General features: G+C 73.6%; 27 protein-coding genes. 17 read left to right on the forward strand and 10 right to left on the reverse strand.

Translation table 11 applies throughout. The features are described 5' to 3' along the window. Window positions 1-191: 191 nt before the first annotated feature. Window positions 192-767, reverse strand: coding sequence for an FABP family protein (locus AB0898_RS30340; protein ID WP_366806258.1), 576 nt, complete (start codon window positions 765-767; stop codon window positions 192-194). A gap of 269 nt (window positions 768-1036) precedes the next feature. Here AB0898_RS30340 and AB0898_RS30345 point away from each other — a divergent pair, with 269 nt between their 5' ends. Continuing rightward, window positions 1037-1399 (forward strand): DsrE family protein, encoded by a 363-nt coding sequence (locus AB0898_RS30345; protein ID WP_366806259.1) that lies wholly within the window; start codon window positions 1037-1039, stop codon window positions 1397-1399. 24 nt (window positions 1400-1423) lie between these two features. Beyond that, window positions 1424-1831 carry a VOC family protein gene (locus tag AB0898_RS30350; RefSeq protein ID WP_366806260.1) on the forward strand — a complete coding sequence of 136 codons (408 nt, stop codon included), beginning with the start codon at window positions 1424-1426 and terminating at the stop codon, window positions 1829-1831. Here the strand turns inward: AB0898_RS30350 and AB0898_RS30355 are convergent. From AB0898_RS30355 to AB0898_RS30375, 5 genes are all read right to left on the reverse strand, one after another. After that, a complete protein-coding gene (locus tag AB0898_RS30355; protein WP_199586697.1) occupies window positions 1828-2094 on the reverse strand; it encodes a DUF3099 domain-containing protein in 267 nt (88 codons plus the stop codon). The two genes, AB0898_RS30350 and AB0898_RS30355, sit on opposite strands and share 4 nt — an antisense overlap. A 99-nt stretch (window positions 2095-2193) precedes the next feature. Next, a complete protein-coding gene (locus AB0898_RS30360) occupies window positions 2194-2481 on the reverse strand; it encodes a DUF1416 domain-containing protein (protein WP_031183962.1) in 288 nt (95 codons plus the stop codon). A 66-nt stretch (window positions 2482-2547) separates the two neighbouring features. Then, on the reverse strand, window positions 2548-3393 hold the full coding sequence (locus tag AB0898_RS30365; RefSeq protein ID WP_366806261.1) for a sulfurtransferase: 846 nt from the start codon (window positions 3391-3393) through the stop codon (window positions 2548-2550). A 129-nt stretch (window positions 3394-3522) separates the two neighbouring features. Beyond that, the gene (locus AB0898_RS30370; RefSeq protein ID WP_350751515.1) at window positions 3523-3603 is read right to left on the reverse strand and encodes an Ms5788A family Cys-rich leader peptide; all 81 of its coding nucleotides are present in this window, start codon (window positions 3601-3603) and stop codon (window positions 3523-3525) included. Between the two features lie 252 nt (window positions 3604-3855). Beyond that, window positions 3856-4593, reverse strand: coding sequence for a DUF2993 domain-containing protein (locus AB0898_RS30375; RefSeq protein WP_366806262.1), 738 nt, complete (start codon window positions 4591-4593; stop codon window positions 3856-3858). Window positions 4594-4961: 368 nt separating this feature from the next. On the opposite strand from AB0898_RS30375, the gene AB0898_RS30380 reads away from it, so the two are divergent. Further along, window positions 4962-5846 carry a hypothetical protein gene (locus AB0898_RS30380; protein WP_366806263.1) on the forward strand — a complete coding sequence of 295 codons (885 nt, stop codon included), beginning with the start codon at window positions 4962-4964 and terminating at the stop codon, window positions 5844-5846. 357 nt (window positions 5847-6203) lie between these two features. On the opposite strand, the gene AB0898_RS30385 is transcribed toward AB0898_RS30380, so the two are convergent. From AB0898_RS30385 to AB0898_RS30395, 3 genes are read right to left on the reverse strand one after another with little or no spacing between them, the layout of a single operon-like run. Further along, window positions 6204-7307 (reverse strand): hypothetical protein, encoded by a 1104-nt coding sequence (locus tag AB0898_RS30385; RefSeq protein ID WP_366806264.1) that lies wholly within the window; start codon window positions 7305-7307, stop codon window positions 6204-6206. Window positions 7308-7311: 4 nt separating this feature from the next. Next, a complete protein-coding gene (locus AB0898_RS30390) occupies window positions 7312-7566 on the reverse strand; it encodes a MoaD/ThiS family protein (RefSeq protein WP_361788530.1) in 255 nt (84 codons plus the stop codon). Between the two features lie 54 nt (window positions 7567-7620). Then, window positions 7621-8490, reverse strand: coding sequence for an alpha/beta fold hydrolase (locus tag AB0898_RS30395; RefSeq protein WP_366806265.1), 870 nt, complete (start codon window positions 8488-8490; stop codon window positions 7621-7623). Window positions 8491-8661: 171 nt separating this feature from the next. Between AB0898_RS30395 and AB0898_RS30400 the strand changes: the two genes are divergently transcribed. The 13 genes from AB0898_RS30400 to AB0898_RS30460 all read left to right on the forward strand — a co-directional run bounded on the left by AB0898_RS30400 (window position 8662) and on the right by AB0898_RS30460 (window position 24423). Further along, complete coding sequence (locus AB0898_RS30400; protein ID WP_366806266.1) at window positions 8662-9429, forward strand: response regulator transcription factor; 768 nt, start codon at window positions 8662-8664, stop codon at window positions 9427-9429. A 1726-nt stretch (window positions 9430-11155) separates the two neighbouring features. Next, the gene (locus AB0898_RS30405; RefSeq protein ID WP_366806267.1) at window positions 11156-12190 is read left to right on the forward strand and encodes a LacI family DNA-binding transcriptional regulator; all 1035 of its coding nucleotides are present in this window, start codon (window positions 11156-11158) and stop codon (window positions 12188-12190) included. A gap of 707 nt (window positions 12191-12897) precedes the next feature. Further along, window positions 12898-13968, forward strand: coding sequence for a trypsin-like peptidase domain-containing protein (locus AB0898_RS30410; protein ID WP_366806268.1), 1071 nt, complete (start codon window positions 12898-12900; stop codon window positions 13966-13968). A gap of 63 nt (window positions 13969-14031) precedes the next feature. Continuing rightward, window positions 14032-14277, forward strand: coding sequence for a hypothetical protein (locus AB0898_RS30415; RefSeq protein ID WP_366806269.1), 246 nt, complete (start codon window positions 14032-14034; stop codon window positions 14275-14277). Window positions 14278-14364: 87 nt separating this feature from the next. Then, window positions 14365-15099 (forward strand): response regulator transcription factor, encoded by a 735-nt coding sequence (locus AB0898_RS30420; RefSeq protein WP_366806270.1) that lies wholly within the window; start codon window positions 14365-14367, stop codon window positions 15097-15099. Window positions 15100-15149: 50 nt separating this feature from the next. Then, on the forward strand, window positions 15150-16547 hold the full coding sequence (locus AB0898_RS30425; protein ID WP_407078434.1) for a sensor histidine kinase: 1398 nt from the start codon (window positions 15150-15152) through the stop codon (window positions 16545-16547). A gap of 622 nt (window positions 16548-17169) precedes the next feature. Next, a complete protein-coding gene (gene mshD / locus AB0898_RS30430) occupies window positions 17170-18096 on the forward strand; it encodes a mycothiol synthase (RefSeq protein ID WP_366806272.1) in 927 nt (308 codons plus the stop codon). A 104-nt stretch (window positions 18097-18200) separates the two neighbouring features. Beyond that, a complete protein-coding gene (locus AB0898_RS30435; RefSeq protein ID WP_366806273.1) occupies window positions 18201-18587 on the forward strand; it encodes a GntR family transcriptional regulator in 387 nt (128 codons plus the stop codon). Further along, window positions 18584-19477: an ABC transporter ATP-binding protein gene (locus tag AB0898_RS30440; RefSeq protein ID WP_366806274.1), complete on the forward strand. Its 894-nt coding sequence runs from the start codon at window positions 18584-18586 to the stop codon at window positions 19475-19477. Before AB0898_RS30435 ends, AB0898_RS30440 begins: the two co-directional genes overlap by 4 nt. Further along, window positions 19474-20433: an ABC transporter permease gene (locus tag AB0898_RS30445; protein WP_366806275.1), complete on the forward strand. Its 960-nt coding sequence runs from the start codon at window positions 19474-19476 to the stop codon at window positions 20431-20433. The genes AB0898_RS30440 and AB0898_RS30445 overlap by 4 nt, the downstream gene beginning before the upstream one ends. 231 nt (window positions 20434-20664) lie before the next feature. After that, window positions 20665-22956 (forward strand): RNA degradosome polyphosphate kinase, encoded by a 2292-nt coding sequence (locus AB0898_RS30450; RefSeq protein WP_366806276.1) that lies wholly within the window; start codon window positions 20665-20667, stop codon window positions 22954-22956. After that, the gene (locus tag AB0898_RS30455; RefSeq protein ID WP_366806277.1) at window positions 22937-23980 is read left to right on the forward strand and encodes a CHAD domain-containing protein; all 1044 of its coding nucleotides are present in this window, start codon (window positions 22937-22939) and stop codon (window positions 23978-23980) included. The genes AB0898_RS30450 and AB0898_RS30455 overlap by 20 nt, the downstream gene beginning before the upstream one ends. A 17-nt stretch (window positions 23981-23997) precedes the next feature. Continuing rightward, window positions 23998-24423: an NUDIX hydrolase gene (locus AB0898_RS30460; RefSeq protein ID WP_366806279.1), complete on the forward strand. Its 426-nt coding sequence runs from the start codon at window positions 23998-24000 to the stop codon at window positions 24421-24423. 30 nt (window positions 24424-24453) lie between these two features. Here AB0898_RS30460 and AB0898_RS30465 read toward each other — a convergent pair whose 3' ends face one another. After that, complete coding sequence (locus AB0898_RS30465) at window positions 24454-24627, reverse strand: hypothetical protein (RefSeq protein WP_366806280.1); 174 nt, start codon at window positions 24625-24627, stop codon at window positions 24454-24456. A gap of 180 nt (window positions 24628-24807) precedes the next feature. Between AB0898_RS30465 and AB0898_RS30470 the strand changes: the two genes are divergently transcribed. Next, the gene (locus AB0898_RS30470; protein ID WP_407078432.1) at window positions 24808-25677 is read left to right on the forward strand and encodes a hypothetical protein; all 870 of its coding nucleotides are present in this window, start codon (window positions 24808-24810) and stop codon (window positions 25675-25677) included. Window positions 25678-25846: the final 169 nt, after the last annotated feature.

A 25846-nucleotide genomic window follows, 5' to 3' on the forward strand; every position in this document is an offset into this window, starting at 1 on the left:
TGGGCGGCGAGCCAGCCGACGTGCCCGGAGAGCCAGTAGTGGGAGTGGACGAGGTCGTAGTAGCCGGGGCGGTGTCCGGCCCAGGCCTGCATCACAGACGAGACACCCCCTAGGGCCTGCGGGCCGGGGCGCCCCGGTAGGAACAGGGGCGCCCCGCAAAGCCGTGCGGGCCCTCGTGGAACCGTTCGGGCCTACTTGAAGAACGCGATCCCGTCGTCCGGCATGTCGTCCGGCAGGGCCTTCGCCCAGCGCTCGACCTCTTCCGGGGTGACGGCCTTCTTCAGCTGGGCGGACATGTAGGGGCGCAGCTCGACGTCGGGGGTCTGCTTCTCGCCGACCCACATGAGGTCGCTCTTGACGTAGCCGTACAGGCGCTTGCCGCCGGAGTACGGCGGGGCCTCGGGCGTGCGGGCCACGGCGTCGGTGGCCAGCTCGATCTGGGGCTTCTTGTCGGCCATCTCGCCGTACCAGATCTCGACCACGCCGTCGTCGCGGGTCATCGTGACGGTGACCTTGCGGTCGGCGTCGATGCGCCAGAAGCCGGCCTCGGACTCCAGCGGGCGGACCTTGTTGCCCTCCTTGTCGAGGACCCAGGTACGGGACTGGTACTCCAGGAAGTCCCGGCCGTCGTGGGTGAAGCTCACCTCCTGGCCGAAGTTGCACTTCTCCGAACCGGGGAAGTCGTGGACGCCCGCGCCCACCCAGTTGCCCAGCAGAAAGGCGAGGGGGACGAGGTCCTTGTGCAGGTCAGACGGGATCTCGATCATGAGCGGCCGTTCCTGGTCGGTTCCTTGCGGCGGGTCAGCGCTGGCCCTGGTACAGCTTCTTCACGGTCAGTCCGGCGAAGGCGAGAACGCCGACGCAGACCAGGACCAGCAGCAGTTCGAAGAAGATCTCCACGGAATGTGCTCCTTGAAGCGGAAGTGGGCGTACGACAGAGCCGGGGCCAGCTTACGCGGCCGGGCCCCGGCTCTCCTGGCGAGGTGGGTTCCCGGCCGGGCGGCCCGCTCCGGGGCGGCCGGATTACGCTTCCGTCATGGCGAAGAAGCTCGTGATCAAGGTGACCGCCGGGGCCGACGCCCCCGAACGCTGCTCGCAGGCCTTCACCGTGGCGGCGGTGGCCGTCGCCAGCGGGGTAGAGGTGTCGCTGTGGCTCACCGGGGAGTCGGCGTGGTTCGCGCTGCCGGGCCGGGCCGCCGAGTTCGAGCTGCCGCACGCCGCCCCGCTGCCGGAGCTGCTGGACGGGCTCCTCGCGGGCGGCCGCGTCACGCTGTGCACGCAGTGCGCCGCGCGCCGGGACATCACGGAGAAGGACGTGCTGGAGGGCGTACGGATCGCGGGCGCGCAGGTCTTCGTGCAGGAGATCATGGCGGAGGACACGCAGGCCCTCGTCTACTGATCACGTTCCTGTCAGAATCGGCGGATGCTGAGACTGGGGACGATCGTGATGGGCGCCGCCGACGTGCGGCGGGCGGCGGAGTTCTGGGGCGGCGCGCTGGGATACGTGCCGCGCGACGGCGAGGTGTCCGACGGCTGGACGGTGCTCGTCCCGGCCGGCGGCTCCGGCCCCGGCATCGCCCTGGACCTCAGCACCACGCCCGTGCAGGAGCACCCGAGGGTCCATCTCGACCTGTACGCCGCCGACGCCGTCGAGCAGGAGGCGGAGATCGCCCGGCTGGTCTCCCTGGGCGCGGTACGCGTCGACTGGGACAGCTACCCCGAGAACCCCGACTTCGTCGTCCTCGCCGACACCGAGGGCAACCGCTTCTGCGTCATCGACGCGGGCCACGGCCAGGACCCGCAGGACACGAACCCGCAGGACACCCCCTAAGGCTTCGGCCCCTTCTTCTTGCCGTCCAGTTCGTCCCACCACTCGTCGGACTGGGGATCGCCGGAGGGCGCGTCCCACCACCGGTCCTCGGGGCCGCGCCGGTTGGCGACCATCGCGGCCACCGGCGGGATCACCATGGCGAACAGGCACATGCCGACGGCCGCCGGGACGGACCAGATGCGGACGACCGCCCAGGCGAGGACGAAGATGACGACGCAGACCCCCATCATCACGAAGTACCAGCGCCGCCGCCGTGCGTACATGTGTCCAGGGTAGGACCGGAACGGCCGAAGGGCCGCGCCCCGGGTGTCCCACCCGGTGGACGCGGCCCCTCAAAGAGCCGTCGGGCTCCCCGGCCCCGCTCAGACCGCGATCGCGACCTCCGCGAGCCCGCCCGGCTGTGCGACGACCGTGCGGTCGGCGGTGCCGCCGGGCACCAGCGCGCGGACGGTCCACGTGCCCTCGGCCGCGTAGAAACGGAACTGCCCCGTGGCGGAGGTGGGGACCTCCGCGGTGAACTCGCCCGTCGAGTCCAGCAGGCGGACGTAGCCCGTCACCGGCTCGCCGTCCCGCGTCACCTGCCCCTGGATCGTGGTCTCACCGGGCTTGATCGTCGAGGCGTCCGGGCCGCCGGCCTTCGCTCCGCACATGTCTTTCTCCGTAAGAGGTCTGACCGGAAGGCCGGTCGGGATCAACTCTGGCTGCCCCGCAGGGACTTACTTGGCCGCGCCCAGCTCGATCGGCACGCCGACCAGCGAGCCGTACTCGGTCCAGGAGCCGTCGTAGTTCTTGACGTTCTCCACGCCCAGCAGCTCGTGCAGCACGAACCAGGTCAGGGCCGAGCGCTCGCCGATGCGGCAGTAGGCGATGGTGTCCTTGGCGAGGTCCACGTCCTCGGCCGCGTACAGCTCCTTCAGCTCCTCGTCGGACTTGAAGGTGCCGTCGTCGTTGGCGTTCTTGGACCACGGGATGTTGCGCGCGCTCGGCACGTGGCCCGGGCGCTGCGACTGCTCCTGCGGCAGGTGGGCCGGGGCGAGCAGCTTGCCGGAGAACTCGTCGGGCGAGCGCACGTCGACCAGGTTCTGGGTGCCGATGGCCGCCACCACGTCGTCGCGGAAGGCGCGGATCGCGCCGTTCTGCGGCTTGGCCTTGTACTCCGTCTTGGCGCGCTCGGGCACCTCGTCGCCAGCGACCAGCTCGCGGGCGTCCAGCTCCCACTTCTTGCGGCCGCCGTCGAGCAGCTTGACGTTCTCGTGGCCGTAGAGCTTGAAGTACCAGTACGCGTACGAGGCGAACCAGTTGTTGTTTCCGCCGTAGAGGATCACCGTGGTGTCGTTGGCGATGCCCTTGTCCGACAGGAGCTTCTCGAAGCCCTCCTGGTCGATGAAGTCGCGGCGGACCGGGTCCTGGAGGTCCTTGGTCCAGTCGATGCGGATCGCGTTCTTGATGTGGTTCTTGTCGTACGCGGACGTGTCCTCGTCCACCTCGACGATGGCGATGGCCGGGTCGTCCAGGTGCTCCTGCACCCAGTCGGCGTCGACCAGTACGTCGCTGCGGCTCATGCTCTTTCTCCTCCGGGGCAGTCACGGTGGGCGTGCGGTGAGAAGGGTGCGCGCGCACGTGGGTACGACGGCGCACGGATGCCCTACCAGCAGGGCGGCCGAGAGATGCGGAAGCGCGCGGACTTCCGCTCAGAAGGGGCGACAGAGCATGGCGGCAACGCGGCACAGGTCAACTGCCCGCCGCTTGGTGAGATCCGCCTGTCGCTTCATGCCGTCGATCGTAAGGAGGTCCGGGCGGGCATGTCACCGCCGTATCGAATCATGAGATGCGATCGTCCACATTTCGGAAGCGCGGGGAAACAGCGAAGCGCCCGGAGCCCGATTGCGGGCCCACGGGCGCTCCGGGGCGTTCGTCATATCTACGGTACGGACGGTGGCGTCTCGCCTGTCGGACGGTGCCGGACAGGCCCACGGCCCATCCGCCGGTCCCGCCGGAAGCCTTCTACCCAGGCCCTCCCCCGGCTATCCGGCCAGCTTGAGGCCGGTCCCCTTCACGGTGATCCGGAGGCCGTCGGGGGTGGCCCGCACCTGGTCCAGCTCGATCCCGCCGGGCAGCTTGTCCAGGGCCTGCTGGAAGTCGGTGATCTTCCGGAGGGTGCCGTCGGCCAGGTTGGCGCCCGCTATGGCCGGCAGCGCGTCCGCGTGCACGGAGAGCTTGCCGCCCTTGACGTCGACCGAGCTGAGCACCGGGACGGTCGGGTGGAGGCCGAGCGCCGGGATGTCGAGCTTCACCGAGACCTTGACCTTGCCGTCGCCGCCGTTGCCGAGGCCGGTGATCTGGGCGGTGGCACCGGGCGCCAGCTCGGCCGGCTCGGTCTTGACGGCCTTGAGCAGCTGGTCGTAGGCGATGGTGCCGGAACCGGTGCCGCTCGCGGCGGTGGCCGAGGAGTAGTCGCCGGAGAACGTGACGTCCTTCAGGTCGGCCTTGAGGTCGTCGATACGGATCGTGCCGCCCTGCGTGCCGGTGGGCGCCGGGTAGGACCCGATGCCCAGCTCCACCTCGTCCAGCGAACCCCCGGCCACCTGGGTGAGGAAGGGGAAGCCCTTGATGTCCACGTCCGGGGTCTGCTCCAGGTTCTCCCGCGCCTTCAGCCGGTCGGCGACCTCACCCTGGGCGAAATGCACCGCCACCCTGTCCGCGATCACGAACAGTCCGCCCAGAATCACGACGAGAACGAGGATTATTCGCAGGGCACGCATTTTTTCCCCAGGGATCGGCAAACGGCTTACGGCGCCGTCACCGTAGCCCGCGCGGCCCCGCCCCAGGCCCATTGTCGATCACCTGTGACAGGGCCGCGCGGTACTGCGGCTTTTCGCGTGATTCCCGCCCTCGCTTTTCGGAAACACCGGCCGGAAATCGCCGTAGAGCGTGCGGCAAACAGGGCGCGATCGCCTTCCCGGCACCGCCCCGGGGCCGGACGGCCGGGTGTCCGGCCTGGTCAGGCGGGGGGTCGCCGGGACCGGCACCGTACATTCTCAGCCGCCGAAGGGCTGGAAACAGGCGCGTCGTCCGCCGGTCTCATGGGGAGATTGCAGCAGTTGTCGGCATGCGGTGATCAAGGAGCGACGTGCGGTGGAGACGGGTATTCGGCGAGGCGATGAACGAACTGGAGGAGACGCGTAAAAAGCTCGAAAGCATCGAGGACCCGCGAACCGGGCTGTCCGCGCTGCGCGGGGAGATCTCACGGAGCCGGGTGGAGATACAGGAGGCCGTCCGCGGCGGCGTGAGCGGGATACGCGAGGAGAACCGCGAGATACGCCGCTTCCAGGACCGTACGGCCGGCGAACTCGGCGAGATCCGGGGCGAGCTGCGGCACCTGCGCGACCGGCTGGAGACGCTGCGGCCCGCGGCGCCGCCCCAGGAGAGCGCCCCGGAACAGGGGGCGGAGCAGGACGAGCCCGGTACCGACGAGCGCGGGGAGAACCCCGGCACCGACGACACGCAGGAAGAGCGTCAGGAAGAGCACATGGAGAACACGGAGCCCGGCGGGCGGCCCGCAGCCGGCCTCAAGAGCGCGATCGAGGCGGCCTTCCGGGGTGCGGAGAGCCCCGCGCGGGAGCCGTCCGGCACCCCGCCCGAGGACCCCCGGGTCGCCCACGGGGTCCTGCTGCTGAAGGCCGCCGGAGTGGCCTCGGCCGAGCTGATCGCGCACCGGGACACCTGGGAGTGGCTGATCACCCTCGCGGTACGGCACGGCGGGCACTTCCGCGTCCCGCCCGCCGTGGAGGCCATCCACGGCGGCCAGGTGCGGACCACCGTGTCGGGGCGCTCGCTCATCGCGCTCCTGATCGAGCTGTGGAAGATACGCACCGAGGCCGAGGTGGACGCCGACTGGGCGCTGGCCACGACCGCGTACCACCGCATGGCGGCCGGTCTCGGCCGGGCCGTCGCCGGGGGCGGCACGATCCGCATCGTCCTCGACGACGGCCTCCCGGCGGACGCGGACGACTGACCCCGCCACCGGCGGGCCGGCCCTGGGCGACGCGAGCCGCCCGGGCACCGGCCGGCCGGGGGCGGGCCGGCCAGGCACGGGTCGGCTCACACACCGGTCAGCCGGGGGCGGATCGGCTCACACACCGGTCAGCCAGGCACCGGCCGGCCCGCACACCGGTGGGCCCGCACACCGGTCAGCCAGGCACGAGAGTCGACCCACGCACCGGTCGGTCCAGGCACGGGTCAGCCGGGCGCGGGTCGGCCCACACACCGGTCGGTCCAGGCACCGGCCGGCCAGGCACGGGTCGGTCCGCGCACCGGCCAGCGAAGCGCACCGGTCCGCCCGCGCACCGCGCGGCCGGCCCGCCAGGCGCCGTCAGCCCAGCGCGCGTCCCAGCACCCACACCACCGGTCCGGCGGCCGCCAGCGGCAGGGCGACGCCCGCCGTGAAGTGGACGAAGCGGGAGGGGTAGTCGTAGCTCGCGACGCGGTGGCCGATGAGGGCGCAGACCGCGGCGGCGGCGCCCAGGACGGCGCCGTTCGTACCGAGGCCGTTCATGCCGCCCACGGCGTAGCCCGCGCCCGCGGCGGCGAGCAGGGAGATCACCACGGAGACCGGGGTGGGCAGCGGCAGGGCGCGGACCACGGCGGCGACCGCGATCGCCGCCGCGCCGGCCGAGACCGCGTCGGCGGTGGCGCCCAGATAGCCGGTGGCGAGGATGGTGAGGGCCGAGGAGGCCACGGTCGCCATCAGGCCGTACATCCGCTCGTCCGGCGACGCGTGCGAGCGGAGCTGGAGGACGAGGGAGAGGATCACCCAGACGGCGAGCGGGCCGAGGATCGCGGCGGGCGCGTGGTCGCGGCCGGCGGCCAGCACGGCCACGTCCGCGACGAGCCCGCCGAGGAACGCCAGCGCGATGCCCTGCCGGGCGGGCCACATGCCGTTCAGCCGGAACCAGCCCGCCGCCGTCACCGCCTGGAGCGCCACCAGCGGCACGACCAGGGCGTACGAGCCGAGCGGCGCCGCGACCGCGAGCAGCGCCCCGAGCACGGCGGTGAGCAGCGCGGGCTGCATCCCGGGCTCGATGACCGGGGAGCGTCCTTCGAGGCGGGCGCGCTGCGCGTCGGTGATGCGGGCGTTCCCGGCGAGGGTGGCGGGGCCGTAACCGGCGGCGGCCTCCGGGGCCGTGACCTGCGGAGCCTGCGCGGCCTGCTGCGGCTCGGGCACCGGCTGCGGGCGCACGCCGGTCGCCACCGGCTGGTACGGCTGCTGCTGCGCGGGCTCGTACGGCTGGTACTGCTGCGGCTGCTGCTGTGCCTGCTCGTACCCCTGGTACGGCTGCTGGTACGGCTGCTGCGGGTGCCCCGCCCCGGTGCCGGGAAGCTGCGCGTGGTTCTGGGTGTCCCAGGTGTGCCCCTCCCACTGCTGGGTGTGCTCGGGGTCGTACCCGGTGTAGGGGTCGTACTGATCGCTGCTCAACGCCTCATCCTCCTGCGAACGGCGGGAGCACCTCGACCGTGCCGCCCTCGGCCAGCCGTACCGTCTCATGCGCGCGCGTCCCGACGGGATCGCCGTCGACGAGGAAGGCGCACCGGCGCAGTACGGTCGCCAGCTCGCCGGGGTGGCGCTCGCGCACGGCGGCCAGCGCCTCGGCGAGCGTGGCCGCGTCGTACGGCTCGTCGGCGACGCCTGCCGCGGCCTTGGCGGCCGCCCAGTAGCGCACCGTGACCTGGGGCATCTCGTTCCTCAATCGACGGTCAGGAAAGAAAAATTCAAGACGGTGATGCTCAGGCTAGTGCGTCCGTGCGCGGACCCACTCCCCGATCCGGGCGAGCAGGGCGTCGTCCGCCGCGTGCTCGGCGTGGCCCATGCCCGGCTCCAGCCAGAGTTCGCCGTGGTCACCGGCCGCCTCGGCGAGCATCCGGGGGTGGTCGAGCGGGAAGTAGGCGTCGCTGTCGCCGTGTACGACCAGCAGCGGGACGGGGGCGAGCTGTGCGGCCGCCTCGACCGGGGAGAGCGGGACGGGGCTCCAGTCGCGGTGGTGGATGCGGGTGTGGAAGCCGTAGCGGCCGACCAGGCGGCCTGCGGGGCGGGTGACCAGCCAGTGCAGGCGGCGCATGGGGGCGGTGCCCCGGTAGTACCAGCGGGCGGGCGCGCTGACCGAGACCACCGCGTCCACGGCGCCGGGGTGCAGGGCGGCGTGCCGCAGGACCACCGAGCCGCCCATGGAGAAGCCGACGGTCACCAGGCGCGTGTGCCCGAAGCCGCGCGCCCACTCGACGGCCGCCGCGAGGTCCAGGACCTCCTTGTCACCCACGGTGGAACGGCCCCCGGAGGCGCCGTGGCCGCGGAAGGAGAAGGTGACGACGGCGCCGTACGCGGCGAGGGTGCGTGCGATGCGGCGGACGTGGGGGCGGTCGGCGTCGCCGGTGAAGCCGTGGGCGACGACGAAGACGAGGTCCGTGGCGTCGCGCCCGGCGGATTCCGTCTCCGGTCCGCCGTCCGAAGGCATTTCGTATACGACCGCGCCCGGTTCGTATACGGAATCGATCGGAATTCCGTCGGCCGTGCGCAGAAACGTCCGGATAGGGGCGCGTCCGCCCGTCTCGGAATTCGGACGAACGGTGGAAGGTGCCGCATGACCTGCCGGACGGTTGCTCATGTGGGCTATTCTGCTGGGCAGAGGACTCGGGCAGCGCAGCCCCCGGGTCCTTTTGTGCTTTCGGTAGCGTTGTATACGAAGCGGGAGACCGCCGGGTGTACGGGGCCCCGGGATCGCAGAGCAGTGCCGCACCGCACACGTCCTCGCAGGGACCGAGGAGGAACCAGACGTATGAGTTCTCTGCTGCTCCTGACCAACGCCCTCCAGCCGTCGACGGAGGTGCTTCCCGCCCTCGGCCTGCTGCTGCACAACGTGCGCGTGGCCCCGGCGGAGGGCCCCGCCCTGGTCGACACGCCGGGCGCCGACGTCATCCTCGTCGACGGCCGCCGCGATCTGCCCCAGGTGCGCAGCCTGTGCCAGCTGCTGCGCTCCACCGGGCCCGGCTGTCCGCTCGTCCTGGTCGTCACCGAGGGCGGCCTCGCGGCCGTCACCGCCGACTGGGGCATCGACGACGTCCTGCTCGACACGGCGGGCCCCGCCGAGGTCGAGGCGCGCATCCGGCTCGCGCAGGGCCGCCAGCAGCTCGTCCACGACGACTCCCCCATGGAGATCCGCAACGGCGACCTCTCCGTGGACGAGGCGACCTACTCCGCCAAGCTCAAGGGCCGGGTCCTGGACCTGACCTTCAAGGAGTTCGAGCTGCTCAAGTACCTCGCCCAGCACCCGGGCCGCGTCTTCACCCGTGCCCAGCTGCTCCAGGAGGTCTGGGGCTACGACTACTTCGGCGGCACCCGCACCGTGGACGTCCACGTACGCCGGCTGCGGGCCAAGCTCGGCGTCGAACACGAGTCCCTGATCGGCACCGTACGCAACGTCGGCTACCGCTTCGTCACCCCGGAAAAGGGCGAACGCCCCACCGAGGACACCAAGCCCAAACGGGACCACACGAAGAAGGCGGACACCACGCGCGAGGAAGCGGAGATCCCAGCCGAGGCGTGAGGCCTCCGGCCGGGGCGGGAAACTGCGCGCCGACGGAGTGAGACCACGCGCCGCAGGGCGCGCCTACCGGGCGAGGCGTAGGGCCTCCGGCCGGGGCGGAAAGCTGCACGCCGACGGGGCGAGGGGTGACCACGCGCCGCAGGGTGCGCCCGCCAGGCGCGTAGGGCCTCCGGCCGAGACGTGAGCCCGCGCGCCGACGGGGCGAGGGGTGACCGCGCGCCGCGGAGTGCGCCCGCCAGGCGAGGCATGAGGCCTCCGGCCCAGACGTGCGCCCGCGCGCCGACGGGGCGAGGGGTGACCGCGCGCCGCGGAGTGCGCCCGCCAGGCGAGGCGTAGGGCCTCCGGCCGGGGCGGGAAGCTGCACGCCGACAGGGTGGCCCACGGGGCGAGCGGTGACCGCGCGCTGCGGGGTGCGCCCGCCAGACGAGGCGTAGGGCCTCCGGCCGGGGCGGAAAGCTGCACGCCGACGGAGTGAGACCACGCACCTCAGGGCGCGCCCACCGGGCGAGGCGTAGGGCCTCCGGCCGGGGCGGGAAGCTGCACGCCGACGGGGCGAGGGGTGACCACGCGCCGCAGGGTGCGCCCGCCAGGCGCGTAGGGCCTCCGGCCGAGACGCGAGGTCGCGCGCCGACAGGGTGAGGCCACCCCGCCACCGAGACCGCCACCCGACATCACGCGCCACCCCGTCCCCCGGCCCACGGGCCGCCCCCGACCGCCGCCCAGCGGGCTCACGCTTCGACCGGCGGCCACACTCCGGCGGTGCCCGGGCTGCCCCGGCGCCCGGTGGGTTCAGGCTTCGGCTGGTCGTGTGAGCTGCAATGGCGCCCAGCGGGCTCACGCTTCGGCCGACGGCGCACCCCGGCGGCAGGCGGGCTGCCCTGGCGCCTGGTGGGCTCATGCTTCGGCTGGGCGTGCGGGCTGCCCCACCGCCCGGCGCCCGGCGCTCACGCTTCGGCCGGAGGGCTCGGGCCGGCGGCGTGTGGGTTCACGCTTCGGCCAGCGGGCGCACCCCGGCGTGACAGGCTCACCCCGCCGGCGCACGCGGCACGCCCTGTCGCCCGGTGGGCTCCCGCCTCGCCCCCGTGGGCTCACTCCGTTGGTGCCCGGCCTCCCGCCTAGGCCGGAAGCCTTATGTCTGGGCTGGGATCTCCGCCCCCTCGCGTGCGGCGCCGGCGTCTGCCTCCGTGGCGCTTACCCGCGTCGGCGGGCTCATCCTGCGGCGCGCGGCCTCACCCCGTCGGCGAACGGGTTCCCGCCCCGGCCGGAGGCCTCCCGCCGCGGCCGGGATCTCCGCTCCCTCGTCCCGCACGTGCAGCGCCAGGGTTCGCCTTCGTGGCGCTTACCCGCGTCGGCGGGCTCACCCCGGTGGCGTGCGGGCTCGCGCCTCGCCCGGCGGGCTCATCCTGCGGCGCGCGGCCTCACCCCGTCGGCGAGCGGGTTCCCGCCTCGGCCGGAGGCCTCCCGCCTCGGCCGGGATCTCCGCTCCCTCGTCCCGCACGTGCAGCGCCAGGGTTCGCCTCCGTGGCGCGTACCCGCGTCGGCGGGCTCACCCCGGTGGCGAGTGGGCTCATGCCTCGGCAGACGTGGGCCCATGCGGGTTTGTGTAGGGGGATGCGTGGATCGGGGGCGGGGTGGGCAGGAGGGTGGTGTGGGTCGGCGTACGGCCGGTGTCGGACAGCGTGTTTTCGCCCTGCCCAGGGCGGGTCAATCCGCGTAGACTCCGCGCGTGGCGAAGGTGACTCGGGATGATGTGGCGCGGCTGGCGGGGACCTCGACGGCCGTCGTCAGTTATGTCATCAACAACGGACCCCGGCCGGTCGCCCCGGCCACGCGCGAGCGTGTCCTCGCGGCGATCAAGGAGCTGGGGTACCGCCCGGACCGGGTCGCCCAGGCGATGGCCTCGCGCCGTACGGACCTCATAGGGCTGATCATCCCGGACGCCCGCCAGCCCTTCTTCGGGGAGATGGCGCACGCGGTCGAACAGGCCGCCTCCGAGCGCGGAAAGATGGTCCTGGTCGGCAACACCGACTACATCGCCGAGCGCGAGGTCCACTACCTGCGGGCCTTCCTCGGCATGCGGGTCTCCGGCCTGATCCTCGTCTCCCACGCGCTCAACGACCAGGCCGCGGCCGAGATCGACGCCTGGGACGCCCGCGTGGTCCTGCTGCACGAGCGCCCCGAGGCCATCGACGACGTGGCCGTGGTGACGGACGACCTCGGCGGCGCCCAGCTCGCCGTACGCCATCTCCTGGAGCACGGGTACGAGTACGTCGCCTGCATGGGCGGCACCGCCGACACCCCGGCCGTCGGGGACCCGGTCTCCGACCACGTCGAGGGCTGGAAGCGCGCCATGGACGAGGCGGGCCTGCCCACCGAGGGCCGCCTGTTCGAGGCCCCGTACAACCGCTACGACGCCTACCGCGTGGCCCTCGGCATCCTCGCCGGCCCGAAGCGCCCGCCCGCGATCTTCTGCTCCACCGACGACCAGGCCATCGGCGTACTGCGCGCCGCGCGCGAGCTGCGCCTCGACGTGCCCGGCCAGCTGGCGGTGGCCGGGTTCGACGACATCAAGGAGGCGGCGCTCGCCGACCCGCCCCTGACCACCGTCGCCTCCGACCGGCCCGCGATGGCCCGCATGGCCGTCGACCTGGTCCTGGACGACAGCCTGCGGCTCGCCGGCTCGCGCCGCGAACGCCTGAAGACCTTCCCCTCCCGCCTCCAGATCCGCGAGAGCTGCGGCTGCGCACGCCAGGACATCTGACGACGCCCACACCAGCCCCCGGCCCACCACCTCCCGCCGGGACTCCCGCCCGCCTTCCATTAGGGGCTCCCGTCCGGTTTCCCGGCGAGGCTCCCACCCGCCTTCCGCCAGGGCTCCCGTCCGGCCTCCCGTCCGGCCTCCCGCCGAGGCTCCCACCAGGCCCCCGGCCTGCCTCACGCCGGACTCCCAGCCCGCCGCCCGCCAAAACTCCCCTCCGGCCTCCCGCCAAGACCCCGCCAGGGCTCCCGCGCTCCCCGGCGCCGCTGTTCAACCCGAGGGTCCTCCCCTCCGGGCTCCCTCAGCGCTCCCCTCCGGTCTCACGGCGAGGCTCCCGTCCGGCCTCCCGCCAGGGCTCCGGTCCGGCCTCCCGCCAGGGCTCCCGTCCGGCCTCCCGCCAGGGCTCCCGTCCGGGCTTCCGCCGAGGCCCCCACCAGACCCCTGGCCCGCCTCCCACCAGACTCCCAGCCCGCCTCCCACCAAGGGCTCCCGTCCAGCCTCCCGCCGAGGCTCGCACCAGACCCCCGGGCCACCTCAAGCCGGACTCCCGGCCCGCCGCCCGCCAAAGCTCTCACCAGGCCCCCCACCAGCACTCTCATCCCCCTCTCATCCCCAGCTCAGCGGGCCTCTCATGAACAGGGGCCCGGGTTCTGCCGGGGTTCTCAGGGAGGGCTCAGGAAGCTCTCATGGTCGCGGGACATGCTCTTCGTATGACCGACGAGAGCACGCGCCGCACCGGCGCCGACGGGTACGGAAGCCCCGAGGGGTACCAGACCTCTCACGGGTACGGGAACCACCCCTACGGGTCCGACACCCCGCCGGCCGCCGCCCACGCCGCTCCCGCCCCGTGGCCGTCCCCGCCGCCGCCCTACGCGCCGGCTCCGGCCCCGGAGGGGAAGCGGACGCGGGGCCCGATCGCCCTCCTCGCGGCGGTCGCGCTGGTCGCGGCCGCGGTCGGCGGCGGCACCGCCTACGCCTTCCAGGAGCTGGCGGGCCACTCCGGCTCCACCGCGGCCCAGACGGGCACCCCCGTGGTGGCCGCGGGCAAGAAGGGCACCGTGGCAGCCGTCGCGGCGGCCGTCTCCCCCAGCGTGGTCGAGGTGGACGCCACCCTCCAGAACGGCTCCTCCACCGGCTCCGGCGTCGTCGTCACCAGCGGCGGCGAGATCGTCACCAACAACCACGTCGTCTCCGGCGCCTCCTCGGTCAAGGTCCGCACCAGCGACGGCAAGAGCTACACCGCCGACGTGACCGGCACCGACAGCTCCAAGGACCTGGCCCTGCTGAAGATCTCCGGCGCCTCCGGCCTCAAGGCCGCGACGCTCGGCGACTCCTCCGGCGTACGGGTCGGCGACACGGTCGTCGCCATCGGCTCCCCCGAGGGGCTGAGCGGCACCGTGACCAGCGGCATCGTCTCGGCGCTCGACCGCGACGTGACCGTCTCGACGGACGAGGCGCAGAGCCAGGGGGAGAACGGGCAGCAGGACGGGGACGGCGACTGGCCGTTCCGGTTCGGCGGCCGCCAGTTCAACGGCGAGACCGGCTCGTCCACGACCACCTACAAGGCGATCCAGACGGACGCCTCGCTCAACCCCGGCAACTCCGGCGGCGCCCTCTTCGACGCCTCCGGCCGCGTCATCGGCATCAACTCCGCGATGTACTCATCGAGTTCGCAGGCGTCCTCGTCCTCGGACGCGGGCAGCATCGGCCTCGGCTTCGCGATCCCGGTGAACACCCTCAAGTCCGACCTCGCCAAGCTGCGGGCGGGCTCGACGGACTAGGGCCCCGCCGGAACCTCCGGTACGGCCCTGGGAAACGCACCACCGAACAGCAGGGAGCACGTCATGATCACGTACACCACGCACCAGACCCCTGTCACCGGCCCCGCCGACGTCGCCCTTGCCCTGGAGGTAGCACGCGAGATGCACACTCCCACTCCCGCCCCCGCCCCGGCTCCCCGCCTCCCCGAGCTGCCCACCCCCGCGCCCCAGCTGATGGGCCTGCGCACCTCCGCCGCCCGCCCGCACCGCCGCAAGGTGCCGCTGAACCGTCTGGACGCCCTCACCCGGCTGACCCCGGCCGGCGTCTGACCCCGGCAAAACCACGCCGGCAGCCCGAAACGTGCGAGGCTGAGAGGCGCCCCCACCCGACAACACCATCCCGAGGAACCGCGAGCGATGAGCCCCGCCGAAGGCGACCGTGACCCCCAGCGCATCCTGATCGTCGACGACGAACCGGCCGTACGCGAGGCACTCCAGCGCAGCCTCGCCTTCGAGGGGTACGACACGGAGGTCGCGGTGGACGGCGCGGACGCGCTGGAGAAGGCCGCCGCCTGCCGCCCGGACCTGCTCGTGCTGGACATCCAGATGCCCCGCATGGACGGTCTGACGGCGGCCCGGCGGATCCGGAGCACCGGGGACACCACCCCGATACTGATGCTCACCGCCCGCGACACGGTCGGCGACCGGGTGACCGGTCTGGACGCCGGGGCCGACGACTACCTGGTCAAGCCGTTCGAGCTGGACGAGCTGTTCGCCCGCATCAGGGCCCTCCTGCGGCGCAGCACCTACGCGGCGAGCGTGTCCGCCGAGGCCCAGGAGGACGAGGCGCTCACCTTCGGCGACCTGCGGATGGACCTCGCGACACGGGAGGTCACCCGGGGCGGCCGGCCGGTGGAGCTGACCCGTACGGAGTTCACGCTCCTGGAGATGTTCATGGCCCACCCGCGCCAGGTCCTCACCCGGGAGCAGATCCTGAAGGCGGTCTGGGGCTTCGACTTCGAGCCCTCCTCCAACTCCCTGGACGTGTACGTCATGTACCTGCGCCGCAAGACCGAGGCGGGCGGCGAGCCCCGGCTCGTGCACACCGTCCGGGGCGTCGGGTACGTACTGCGGCAGGGCGGCGGCGAGTGAGGAGGCTGGTGCGCCGCTACCAGGCGCTGCCGATCCGGGCGCGGCTCGCGATGCTGGTCGCGGCGGCGGTGGCGTTCGCGGTGGCGGCGGTGTCGGTGACCTGCTGGTTCATCGTCCAGCGCAAGCTGGAGGACGAGCTGAACCACCGGCTCACGAGCCTCGGCCGGCCGCTCAGCGCCGACCAGGTCACCGCCCTGCTGCTGACCTGCCCGCAGTCGCCGGGCGACAGCGACGGCGACGGACCGCCCAGCTACCTCTACCTCCAGATCGTCAAATCCGACGGCACGACCTGCGTCCCGCCGTACTCCGAGGGCACGATGAAGGTGACCCCCCAGGACATCGCCGTCGCGCGCAACCCCACCAACCGCACCCGGTGGGTGCGCGACGGCACCGACTCCAAGGGCGGCGACGTACGGGTGATGACCGGCGCCGTGCTCGTGGGCGGCGGGCCCGACGTACAGCCGTATCCCGACGTGGCCGTCATGGTGGGCTTCTCGCTGAAGGACACCGAGCGGACGCTGGACGACCTCGCGCTGATCCTGCTGCTGGTCTCCGGCATCGGGGTGGTCGGGGCGGGCGCGGCGGGGCTCGCGGTGGCCCGGGCGGGGCTGCGCCCGGTCGACAAGCTGACCGAGGCCGTCGAGCACGTGGCCCGCACCGAGGACCTCGCGGTCCGCATCCCGGTGGTCGACGAGAGCGACGACGAGGTGGCCCGGCTCTCCCGCTCCTTCAACTCCATGACCACGGCGCTGGCCAGCTCCCGCGACCTCCAGCAGCAGCTGATCGCGGACGCCGGGCACGAACTGCGCACCCCGCTCACCTCGCTGCGCACCAACATCGAACTGCTCAGCCGCAGCGAGGAGACCGGGCGGCCGCTGCCCGCCGAGGACCGCAAGGCGCTGCTCGCCTCCGTGAAGGCCCAGATGACCGAACTGGGCGCGCTGATCGGGGACTTGCAGGAGCTGTCCCGCTCCGAGGGGCAGCACGGCGAGCGCGTCCAGGTGGTCTCCCTCCAGGAGACGGTCGAGGCCGCGCTGCGCCGGGCCCGGCTGCGCGGGCCGGAGCTGACGATCACCGCGGACCTGGAGCCCTGGTACGTCCGCGCGGAGCCGTCGGCGCTTGAGCGGGCGATCGTCAACGTCCTGGACAACGCGGTGAAGTTCAGCCCCGAGGGCGGCACGGTCGAGGTGCGGCTGACCGACGGCACGCTGACCGTGCGCGACCACGGGCCGGGCATCCCGGCCGACGAACTCCCGTACGTCTTCGATCGCTTCTGGCGCTCCCCCAGCGCCCGCGCCCTCCCCGGCTCCGGCCTCGGCCTCTCCATCGTCGCCCGCACGATCCGCCAGGCGGGCGGCGAGGTCACCCTCTCCCGCGCCCCGGGCGGCGGCACCCTGGCGACGGTACGCCTGCCGGGGGCCCCGGTACCACCGCCGGACACCACGTGACGCGACGCTGCCGCTGTGGCTTGGGGGGCGGTTCTCGGGAGGCTGCTGCTTCGGGGCGCCGTGACGCTGCCGCCGCCGGGGGGGGGCGCAGTACGCGGGAGGCTGTTGCTTCAGAGTGCCGCGGCGCTGTGATGCCGGCCGGCCGTGACGACGCGCGGGCCGCCCCGCCGTGACGCCGAGCGCGGGGCGGTCGTGGCGCCGTGGCCTCGTGGAGCCGTGCGCCGTGGAGCCGGGTCGCCATGAGGCCGGGGCATCAGGCCGCCGTAACACCACACGGCCGGGGCGCTGGATCGTCGGGCCGCCAGGCCGCCATCGGGCCACGGCACCGGGTCGCCGTAACACCGCACGGCCGCCCCTCCGCCGCGCTGTCGCGCCGGGCCACCGGGTCGCCGTGGCGCCGTAACACCACGCGGCCGGGCCGCCGTCGCGTCGGGCCGCCGGGTCGCTGGGTCGCCAGGCCGCCATCGGGCCACGGCACCAGGCCGCCCTAACACCACGCGGCCCGGCCGCCGTCGCGCCACATGCCCTCGCCCCACGCGGCCGGGGTCGCCATCGCCCCGCCCAGCCGTACGCAACGGAGCGCCCCCTTATCCCGCGGCGCGTGCCCCGTACCCTCGTACGCATGAGCAGCGACGACTCCGGGCGGGCCGTGCCCGCCCGCTCCATCGAGACCCACGCCGAACTCACCCCGGAGCAGACCCGGGCCGTGCTCGATCTGCTCGCGGCGGCCGCCGCCGTGGACGGGCAGCAGCCGGTGTCCGAGCAGGGGCGGCTCCAGCTGCGGGGCGGGGCGCGGGAGGGCGTCTCGCATCTGCTGCTGGGCTACGGCGGCGAACTCGTGGGCTACGCCCAGCTGGAGGACACCGACCCGGTCGAGGCACCGGCCGCCGAACTGGTCGTCCACCCGGTCCACCGGGGTCACGGACACGGCCGCGCGCTCGGCACCGCGCTGCTGGCCGCCTCCGGCAAGCGGCTGCGGGTCTGGGCGCACGGCGGCCACCCCGCCGCCCGGCATCTCGCCCAGGTGCTCGGTCTGACCCTCTTCCGTGAACTGCGCCAGATGCGGCGCCCGTTGACCGGCCTCGAACTGCCCGACCCGGTGCTCCCCGAGGGCGTGACGGTGCGCGCCTTCGTGCCGGGGCAGGACGAGACGGCCTGGCTCGCGGTGAACGCGGCCGCCTTCGCCCACCACCCCGAGCAGGGCTCGCTGACCGAGCGCGACCTGGCCGACCGCGAGGCCGAGTCCTGGTTCGACCCGGCGGGCTTCTTCCTCGCGGAGCGCGGCGGCGAACTGATCGGCTTCCACTGGACCAAGCCCCACCGCGAGGAGGGCCTCGGCGAGGTCTACGTCCTCGGTGTCCGCCCCGGCCACCAGGGCGGCGGCCTCGGCAAGGCCCTCACCACCCTCGGCCTGCGCCACCTGGCCGCCCAGGGCCTGCCCACCGCGATGCTCTACGTCGACGCGGACAACAAGGCGGCGGTCTCGGTCTACGAACGCCTGGGCTTCACGACCCACGAGACGGACCTGATGTACCGCACGGAGACGTGAACCAGGCGGTAGCAGCGATGAGTTGAGGGGCGTCCGGGCTTGACGGGCGCCCCTCTTCCCGATCATCATTCCACTACTCAATTAGTGAAAGGGTGGTTCAGCGCGTGGTCGAATACCGCATCGACCGGCACAGCGGGGTCGCCACCTACGTCCAGATCGTCCAGCAGACCAAGCAGGCCCTGCGTCTGGGCCGGCTGCGCCCCGGCGACCGGCTGCCGACGGCGCGCGAGGTGGTCGAGGCCACCGCCATCAACCCCAACACCGTCCTCAAGGCGTACCGCGAGCTGGAGCGGGAGGGACTGGTGGAGGCCCGGCGCGGCCTCGGCACCTTCGTCCGCCGCACCCTCGGCGCCGCCCCGGCCGACTCCCCGCTGCGGGCCGAGCTGGAGCAGTGGGCGGGGCGGGCGGTCCGGGAGGGCTGGGACCGGGACGACATGGCGGCGCTCTTCACCGCCGTACTCGACAAGAGCTTCCAGGGAGAGGGTTCATGAGCGAGACAGCGATCGAGGCGGACGGCCTCGGCAAGCGCTTCGGGCGCCGGGGCGGGTGGGCGCTGCGCGACTGCGCGTTCCGGCTGCCCGCCGGGCGGGTGTGCGCCGTCGTCGGCCCCAACGGCGCGGGCAAGAGCACCCTGCTCGCCCTGACGGCGGGTCTGCTCCGGCCGACCGAGGGCGGGATACGGGTGCTGGGAGCGGCGCCCGCCGAGGCCCGCCCCCGCGTCGCCTACGTCGCGCAGGACAAGCCGCTGTACCCGCAGCTCACCGTCGCCGAGACGCTGCGCATGGGCGCGGACCTCAACCCGGCCCGCTGGGACACCGCGCTCGCCGACCGGATCGTCGCGGGCGGCGACCTCGACCCCCGTGCCCGCGTCCGCTCCCTGTCCGGCGGTCAGCGCACCCGCGTCGCGCTCGCCCTCGCGCTCGGCAAGCGGCCCGAACTGGTGCTCATGGACGAGCCGATGGCCGACCTCGACCCCCTCGCGCGGCACGAGCTGACGGGCCTGCTGATGGGGGTGGCCGCCGAGCACGGCACCACGATCGCGCTGTCCTCCCACGTGGTCGCGGAGCTGGAGGAGTCCTGCGACCACCTGCTCCTGGTCGGCTCCGGGCGCGTCCGCCTCTCCGGCGACATCGACGACCTCCTCGCCGCCCATCTGAGGGTCACCGGACCCGCCGACGCGGCCCTGGCCCCGCACACCGTGGTCGAGTCCCGCACCACCGGCCGCAGCGTCACCGCCCTGCTCCGCCCGGCGGGCCCGCTCACGGACGACTGGGAGACCGGGACGCCCACTCTGGAGGACCTCGTCCTCGCCCATCTGCGCAACCCCGGGGCCCCCGCCCTCACCGCCACCCCCGTCCTGCCCGAGGAGCGCGCCGCATGAGCACTCTCACCGTCTCCGCCCGGCCCCGCCCGGCCCGCTGGACCTTCCGGCTGCACCGGTGGGCGCTGTACGTCTGGGCGGCCCTGGTGCTGGCGGGCGCCGGGCTGCTGCTGTGGACCGGGGGGCCGCTCGCGGTCACGGCGGAACGCGGCTGGCGGCAGCTGCAGGCCTGCCAGGTGGCATGCACCATCGACACGGGCAACTACAACACGCTGTACGAGCTGCTGACCGAGGCCATGATCCTGCTGCCGTTCCTGGTCGCCGCCTGGGCGGGCGCCGCGCTGACCGCGCGGGAGACCGAGTCCGGCACCGCGTGGCTGGCCTGGACCCAGGGCATCACCCCGGTGCGCTGGCTGGCGGTGCGCCTGGCACTCCCGGCCGCGGCGGTCACCGCGGGGGCGAGCCTGCTGGTGGCCCTGCACCGCTACGCCTGGCAGGCGACCGGGGACGAGGTCGGCCTCCGCCCCGCCTGGTGGCTGCCCCGCACCTTCCACGCCAACGGCCCGACGACCGTCGCCGTCTGCCTGGCCGCTCTCGCGGCGGGCGCCCTGACCGGCCTCCTGGTGCGCCGCACACTGCCCTCCCTCGGCATCACCGTCGCCGCCACCGCCCTGCTGTACGCCGGCGCCCACTGGCTCATGCCGTACCTGTGGCCGCCGGTGACCAAGGTGAACGACTTCAAGGACGGGTACGCCGGCGAGTACTCCGCGGTGGAGGTGGCGCACGGCATGGTGACCCGGAGCGGGGCGCACGTCGCCACGCCCGACTGCACGGCGGGCTCGCTCACGGCGTGCGAGCGGCTGTACGCGGAGCACGGCGGCACCGGGCTGTTCTCCCAGTACCACCCCGCCTCCCACTACTGGCCCCTCCAGCTCACCACCAGCGCCCTGCTGCTGGCCGTGACCGCGCTGCTCACCGCCGCCGCCTTCGCGGTGCTGCGCCGCCGTACCGGCTGACCTGCTCCTGGGCGAAAAGAGGGCGGTTCCCCTGGGAGCCGCCCTCCGCTGTCCCCCACGTCATGTCCCCGTAACCGGCCATTCAGGAGCGCTTGCGAGGCTCGGGGAATGGAGCACGTCGGCAGGGGGGCTTCGCCGGAGTCCGAGGGGGACGCGGGACGGAACGTCATCAGACTTCCCTCCGCGAAATTCGACGCTGCCGTGACGCCCCTGACACGGAAGAATGGGTTCATGAGTCAGCGAGAAGCCCAGGCACCGGCCCAGTCCTCCTCCACCGCGGCCTTCGGCGCCGATACCGCGGGCCTCGGATCCGAGGCCCCCGGCCGGACGCAGCCCCCCGTGGGCTCGATCGCCGCACACCGCCCGCACACCGTCGCGGCGGCCGTCTCCGACCTGGAACCCGATCTCGACGCCGACCTCGACGCCTACGAGGAGACCCAGGCCGACGGTGCCCCGCTGCCCCAGGGCCGCTTCCTGGACCGGGAGCGCAGCTGGCTCGCGTTCAACGAGCGCGTGCTCGAACTGGCCGAGGACCCGAACACCCCGCTCCTGGAGCGCGCCAACTTCCTCGCGATCTTCGCCAGCAACCTGGACGAGTTCTTCATGGTCCGGGTCGCGGGCCTGAAGCGCCGTATCGCCACCGGCGTCGCCACCCGCTCCGCCTCCGGGCTCCAGCCCCGCGAGGTGCTGGAGATGATCTGGGCCCGCTCGCGCGAGCTGATGGCCCGGCACGCCGCCTGCTACCACGAGGACGTCGCCCCCGCGCTCGCGGAGGAGGGCATCCACCTGGTCCGCTGGAGCGAGCTGACCGACAAGGAACAGGCCCGCCTGTTCACGCTGTTCCGGCACCAGATCTTCCCGGTGCTGACCCCGCTCGCCGTGGACCCCGCGCACCCCTTCCCGTACATCTCCGGCCTCTCGCTGAACCTGGCCGTCGTCGTACGCAACCCGGTCAGCGGCCACAAGCACTTCGCCCGCGTCAAGGTGCCCCCGCTGCTCTCCCGCTTCCTGGAGAGCAGCCCCGGCCGGTACGTCCCCATCGAGGACGTGATCGGCGCGCACCTGGAGGAGCTGTTCCCGGGCATGGAGGTGCTGGAGCACCACGCCTTCCGCCTCACCCGCAACGAGGACCTGGAGGTCGAGGAGGACGACGCGGAGAACCTGCTCCAGGCCCTGGAGAAGGAGCTCATGCGGCGCCGCTTCGGGCCGCCGGTGCGCCTGGAGGTCGAGGAGGACATCGACCGCGAGGTGCTCGACCTGCTGGTGCGCGAGCTGAAGATCTCCGAGGCCGAGGTCTACCCGCTGCCCGGCCCGCTCGACCTCACCGGCCTCTTCCGCATCCACAGCCTGGACCGCCCGGAGCTGAAGTACCGCAAGTTCGTCGCGGGCACCCACCGCGACCTCTCCGAGGTGGAGACCGCCTCCGCGCCCGACATCTTCGCCGCCCTGCGCCAGCGGGACGTGCTGCTGCACCACCCGTACGACTCCTTCTCCACCTCCGTGCAGGCCTTCCTGGAGCAGGCCGCGCAGGACCCGGACGTGCTGGCGATCAAGCAGACGCTGTACCGCACCTCCGGCGACTCGCCGATAGTGGACGCCCTGATCGACGCGGCCGAGTCCGGCAAACAGGTCCTCGTCCTGGTCGAGATCAAGGCCCGCTTCGACGAGCACGCCAACATCAAGTGGGCGCGCAAGCTGGAGGAGGCCGGCTGCCACGTGGTCTACGGCCTGGTCGGCCTGAAGACCCACTGCAAGCTGTCGCTGGTGGTCCGCCAGGAGGGCGAGACCCTGCGCCGCTACAGCCACGTCGGCACCGGCAACTACCACCCGAAGACGGCCCGGCTGTACGAGGACCTGGGCCTGCTGACGGCCGATCCGCAGGTCGGCGCCGACCTCTCGGACCTCTTCAACCGGCTCTCCGGCTACTCCCGCCGCGAGACCTACCGCCGGCTCCTCGTCGCCCCCAAGTCCCTGCGGGACGGCCTGATATCGCGCATCGACAAGGAGATCCAGCACCACCGCGCGGGCCGCCCGGCCTTCGTCAAAATCAAGGTCAACTCCATGGTCGACGAGGCGATCATCGACGCCTGCTACCGGGCCTCCCAGGCGGGCGTGCCGGTCGACATCTGGGTGCGCGGCATCTGCGCGATCCGCCCCGGCGTCCCCGGCCTGTCCGAGAACGTCCGGGTCCGCTCGATCCTCGGCCGCTTCCTGGAGCACTCCCGCGTCTTCGCCTTCGGCAACGGCGGCGAGCCCGAAGTGTGGTTCGGCAGCGCCGACATGATGCACCGCAACCTCGACCGCCGGATCGAGGCCCTGGTCCGGGTCACCGACCCCGCCCACCGGGCGACCCTGAACCGCCTGCTCGACACCGGCATGTCCGACACCACCGCCTCCTGGCACCTCGGCCCCGACGGCGAATGGACCCGGCACGCGACCGACGCCGAGGGCCAGCCGCTGCGCAACATCCAGGAGATGCTCATAGACGCCCGGAGGCGCCGGCGTGGCACCGCGACACCCTGACCCGGCGGACTCCGAGCCCGGGGAGGCGACCGGAGAGGCCCTCGCGGCCCATCTGCGCGCCCGGGCCACGGAGTTCCTCCGCGCCCTGCGTCTGCACCGGGAGACCGGCAACGGCGCCTCGGGCACGGACGGGCCGGCCGAGGCGGCGCGCGCGCTGCGCCGCTCGGCCCGCCGTGTCAGCGCGGGCCTGTACACCTTCCGCGGGCTCCTGGAGCCCGACTGGGCGGACGGGACCCGGGCCGAACTGGCCTGGGTCTCGGGCACCCTGGGCCTGGAGCACGCCTGCGCGGCCCGTCTGGAGCGGCTGCTGCTCGCCCTGCACCGGCTCTCGGGGACCACGGCGGCCCCCGGCCCCGCCGCCCGTACGGTCCCCGCGCCCACGCAGGCACCCCCCGCCGTCCCCCTCACCGTCGGCGCCGCCCGCGCCGCCGCCCTGCTCGACCGCAGGCTCACCCTGGCCCGCGCCCGCGCCCACTCCACCGCCCTGGAGGCGCTCGGCTCCGCCCGCTTCCACGCGCTGGCCGACCGCATGGCCGTACTCGCCGGCGACGTCCCCCTCGCCCCGGGCGCGGCCGGGGCGGACCTCGGCCCGTACGCGGCGGCCGCCGAGGACCGCCTCAACAGCGCCGTCGCCGCGCTGCCTCTGGTCACGGCGGGGCACCCGTACAACGCCCAGGCCCTGACCGCCGGCCTCTCCCCCGAACCCGACCCGCACCCCCAGGACGGCCCCTGGCACCAGGTCCGGCTGCTGCTGCGCCTGTACCGCTACGCCCGCGAGGTGCCCCACGGCGCCGCCGCCCCGGCCGAGGACCCCCGGCTGCGCGCGGCCGGGCACGCCCTGAACCGGCACCGGGACGCGGCGGAGGCGGCGGTCGCGGCGGCCCAGGCGGCGCGTACGGCCCGGATCGCGCCCGCGACGGCCTACGCGCTCGGCGTCCTCCACGCCGACCAGCGGCACGAGGTGGAGGCGGCCCGCTTCGCCTTCCAGCAGACCTGGCAGCGGCGGACGGTCCCGGCGCGGTGACGGGGCGAGGAGACGCCATGAACGACGACACGCCTTCCGCCCCGCCGGTCCTCGCCGCGGGCTGCGTGCTCTGGCGCCGCTCCGCCTCCGGCGGCCTGGAGGTCTGCCTGGTCCACCGCCCGAAGTACGACGACTGGTCCCATCCCAAGGGCAAGCTCAAGCGGGGCGAGGACGCGCTCGCGGGCGCGCTGCGCGAGGTCGCCGAGGAGACCGGGTACGCGGCGGAACCGGGCGCCGAGCTGGCGACCCTGCGCTATCCGGTGGCCGGCCGTCCCAAAGAGGTCCGCTACTGGGCCGCCGAGGCGCTGCACGGGCACTTCACCCCGGGCTCCGAGGTGGACGCGATCGCCTGGCTCGCCCCCGGGGCAGCCCGCGAGCGGCTGACCCAGCCCCGCGACCGCGAGCTGCTGGACACGCTGGCCCACGCCTTCGAGCGGCGCTGAGAGGACACTGAGCGGCGCGCGCGCCGGGCGTCACGGCGTGGTGGAGTGCGCCTCCGCGTCCGCGCGCGCCTGACTGCGCGCCCGGCGCGCCGGACCGCGCCAGCCGCAGCTGCACCTGGCCACGCAGAACCGGCCCTGCTCGCTCGTCGTCGTGCGGTGTTCCCGCTCCTGCCGCGCCCCCACCGGGCCGTCCTGCCACGCCACGGTCCCCACCGTACCCGCCCTGATCAACACGTTCGTTCGGGCATCTGAAGCGTTTGTACGGGCGTATGACCCGCTGACTTCTCGCGTGCTTGACGCCACGCGTGACGGCACCCCCTACCCGTCGTTAACGGGAACGACAGGGGGCCCAACGGACGCAACCGGCTGGGGGTAAGGCAGGCCATGGATCGGCGGCAGCACACGCGCGCGAGCAGGACGGTCGTAGCGGCGGGCGTGATGGGACTAACCGTCGGACTCGGAGCGGGCACCGCCGGGTGTTCCTCCAGCGGGGCCGCCGCCGAGGGGGTGAGCGGTGCGAGCGGCGATCCGGTGGCCGTCCTCCGGCAGGCCGCCGACACCCTGCGCGGTGCGGGCAGCTCCCGGGCCTCGACCTCGATGGAGATGGCCACCGGCGGCACCCGGGTCACCATCCGGGGCAGCGGGGTGTACGACTTCCGGCGCCGACTCGGCAGCCTGACCGTCGTCCTCCCGGAGGACCCGACGGGCGCCCCCGAGCACCGGCCCATCACCGAGCTGCTCGCCCCCGGCGCGCTGTACATGAAGAACCGGGGCGCGGGCGTGCCCGCCGACAAGTGGGTCCGGGTCGAGACGGCGAGCGTGTCGGACGGCAACCTGGTCACCGGCGGCGCGACCGATCCGTACACCGCGGCCGAGGTGCTGCGCGGGACGCGGACGGCGACGTACGTGGGCCGCACCGAGGTCGGCGGCACGCGGGTGCGGCACTACCGGGGCACCGCCGACCTGGGCGCGGCGGCGCGCGCGGCCTCGCCGGACACCCGGGCCTCGCTCGCGGCGGCGGCGAAAGGGTTCGCCACGGCCGAGGTCCCGTTCGACGCCTACCTGGACGACCAGGGCCGCGTCCGCAAGCTCCGCCAGCGCTTCAGCTTCGTCAACAGCCGGGAGGCGGCGGCCGTCGCGGTCGCCTCGACCACCCTGCTCTACGACTTCGGCACCCGCGCCGAGGTGCTGCTGCCGCGCCCGGAGGACATCTACGCGGGCAAGATCGCGGACGACGAGGGCGCGGCGGGATGAACCGCGCCACGCCCGGCACCACGGCCGGCGGGACGGCCGGCGCCACGCCCGGCGGGATAGTCCGCCCCGCCGGTACCGAACTAGCCCGTCCGTGCCATGCGCGGTATGTGGAGCGCTGCCTACTCTAGGAAGCCGGTCCGGGCATCGGTGACGGCAGGAAGAGGTGACG

Origin of the sequence: Streptomyces sp. NPDC005435 (assembly GCF_040703155.1) — a bacterium.
Lineage (GTDB): Bacteria > Actinomycetota > Actinomycetes > Streptomycetales > Streptomycetaceae > Streptomyces.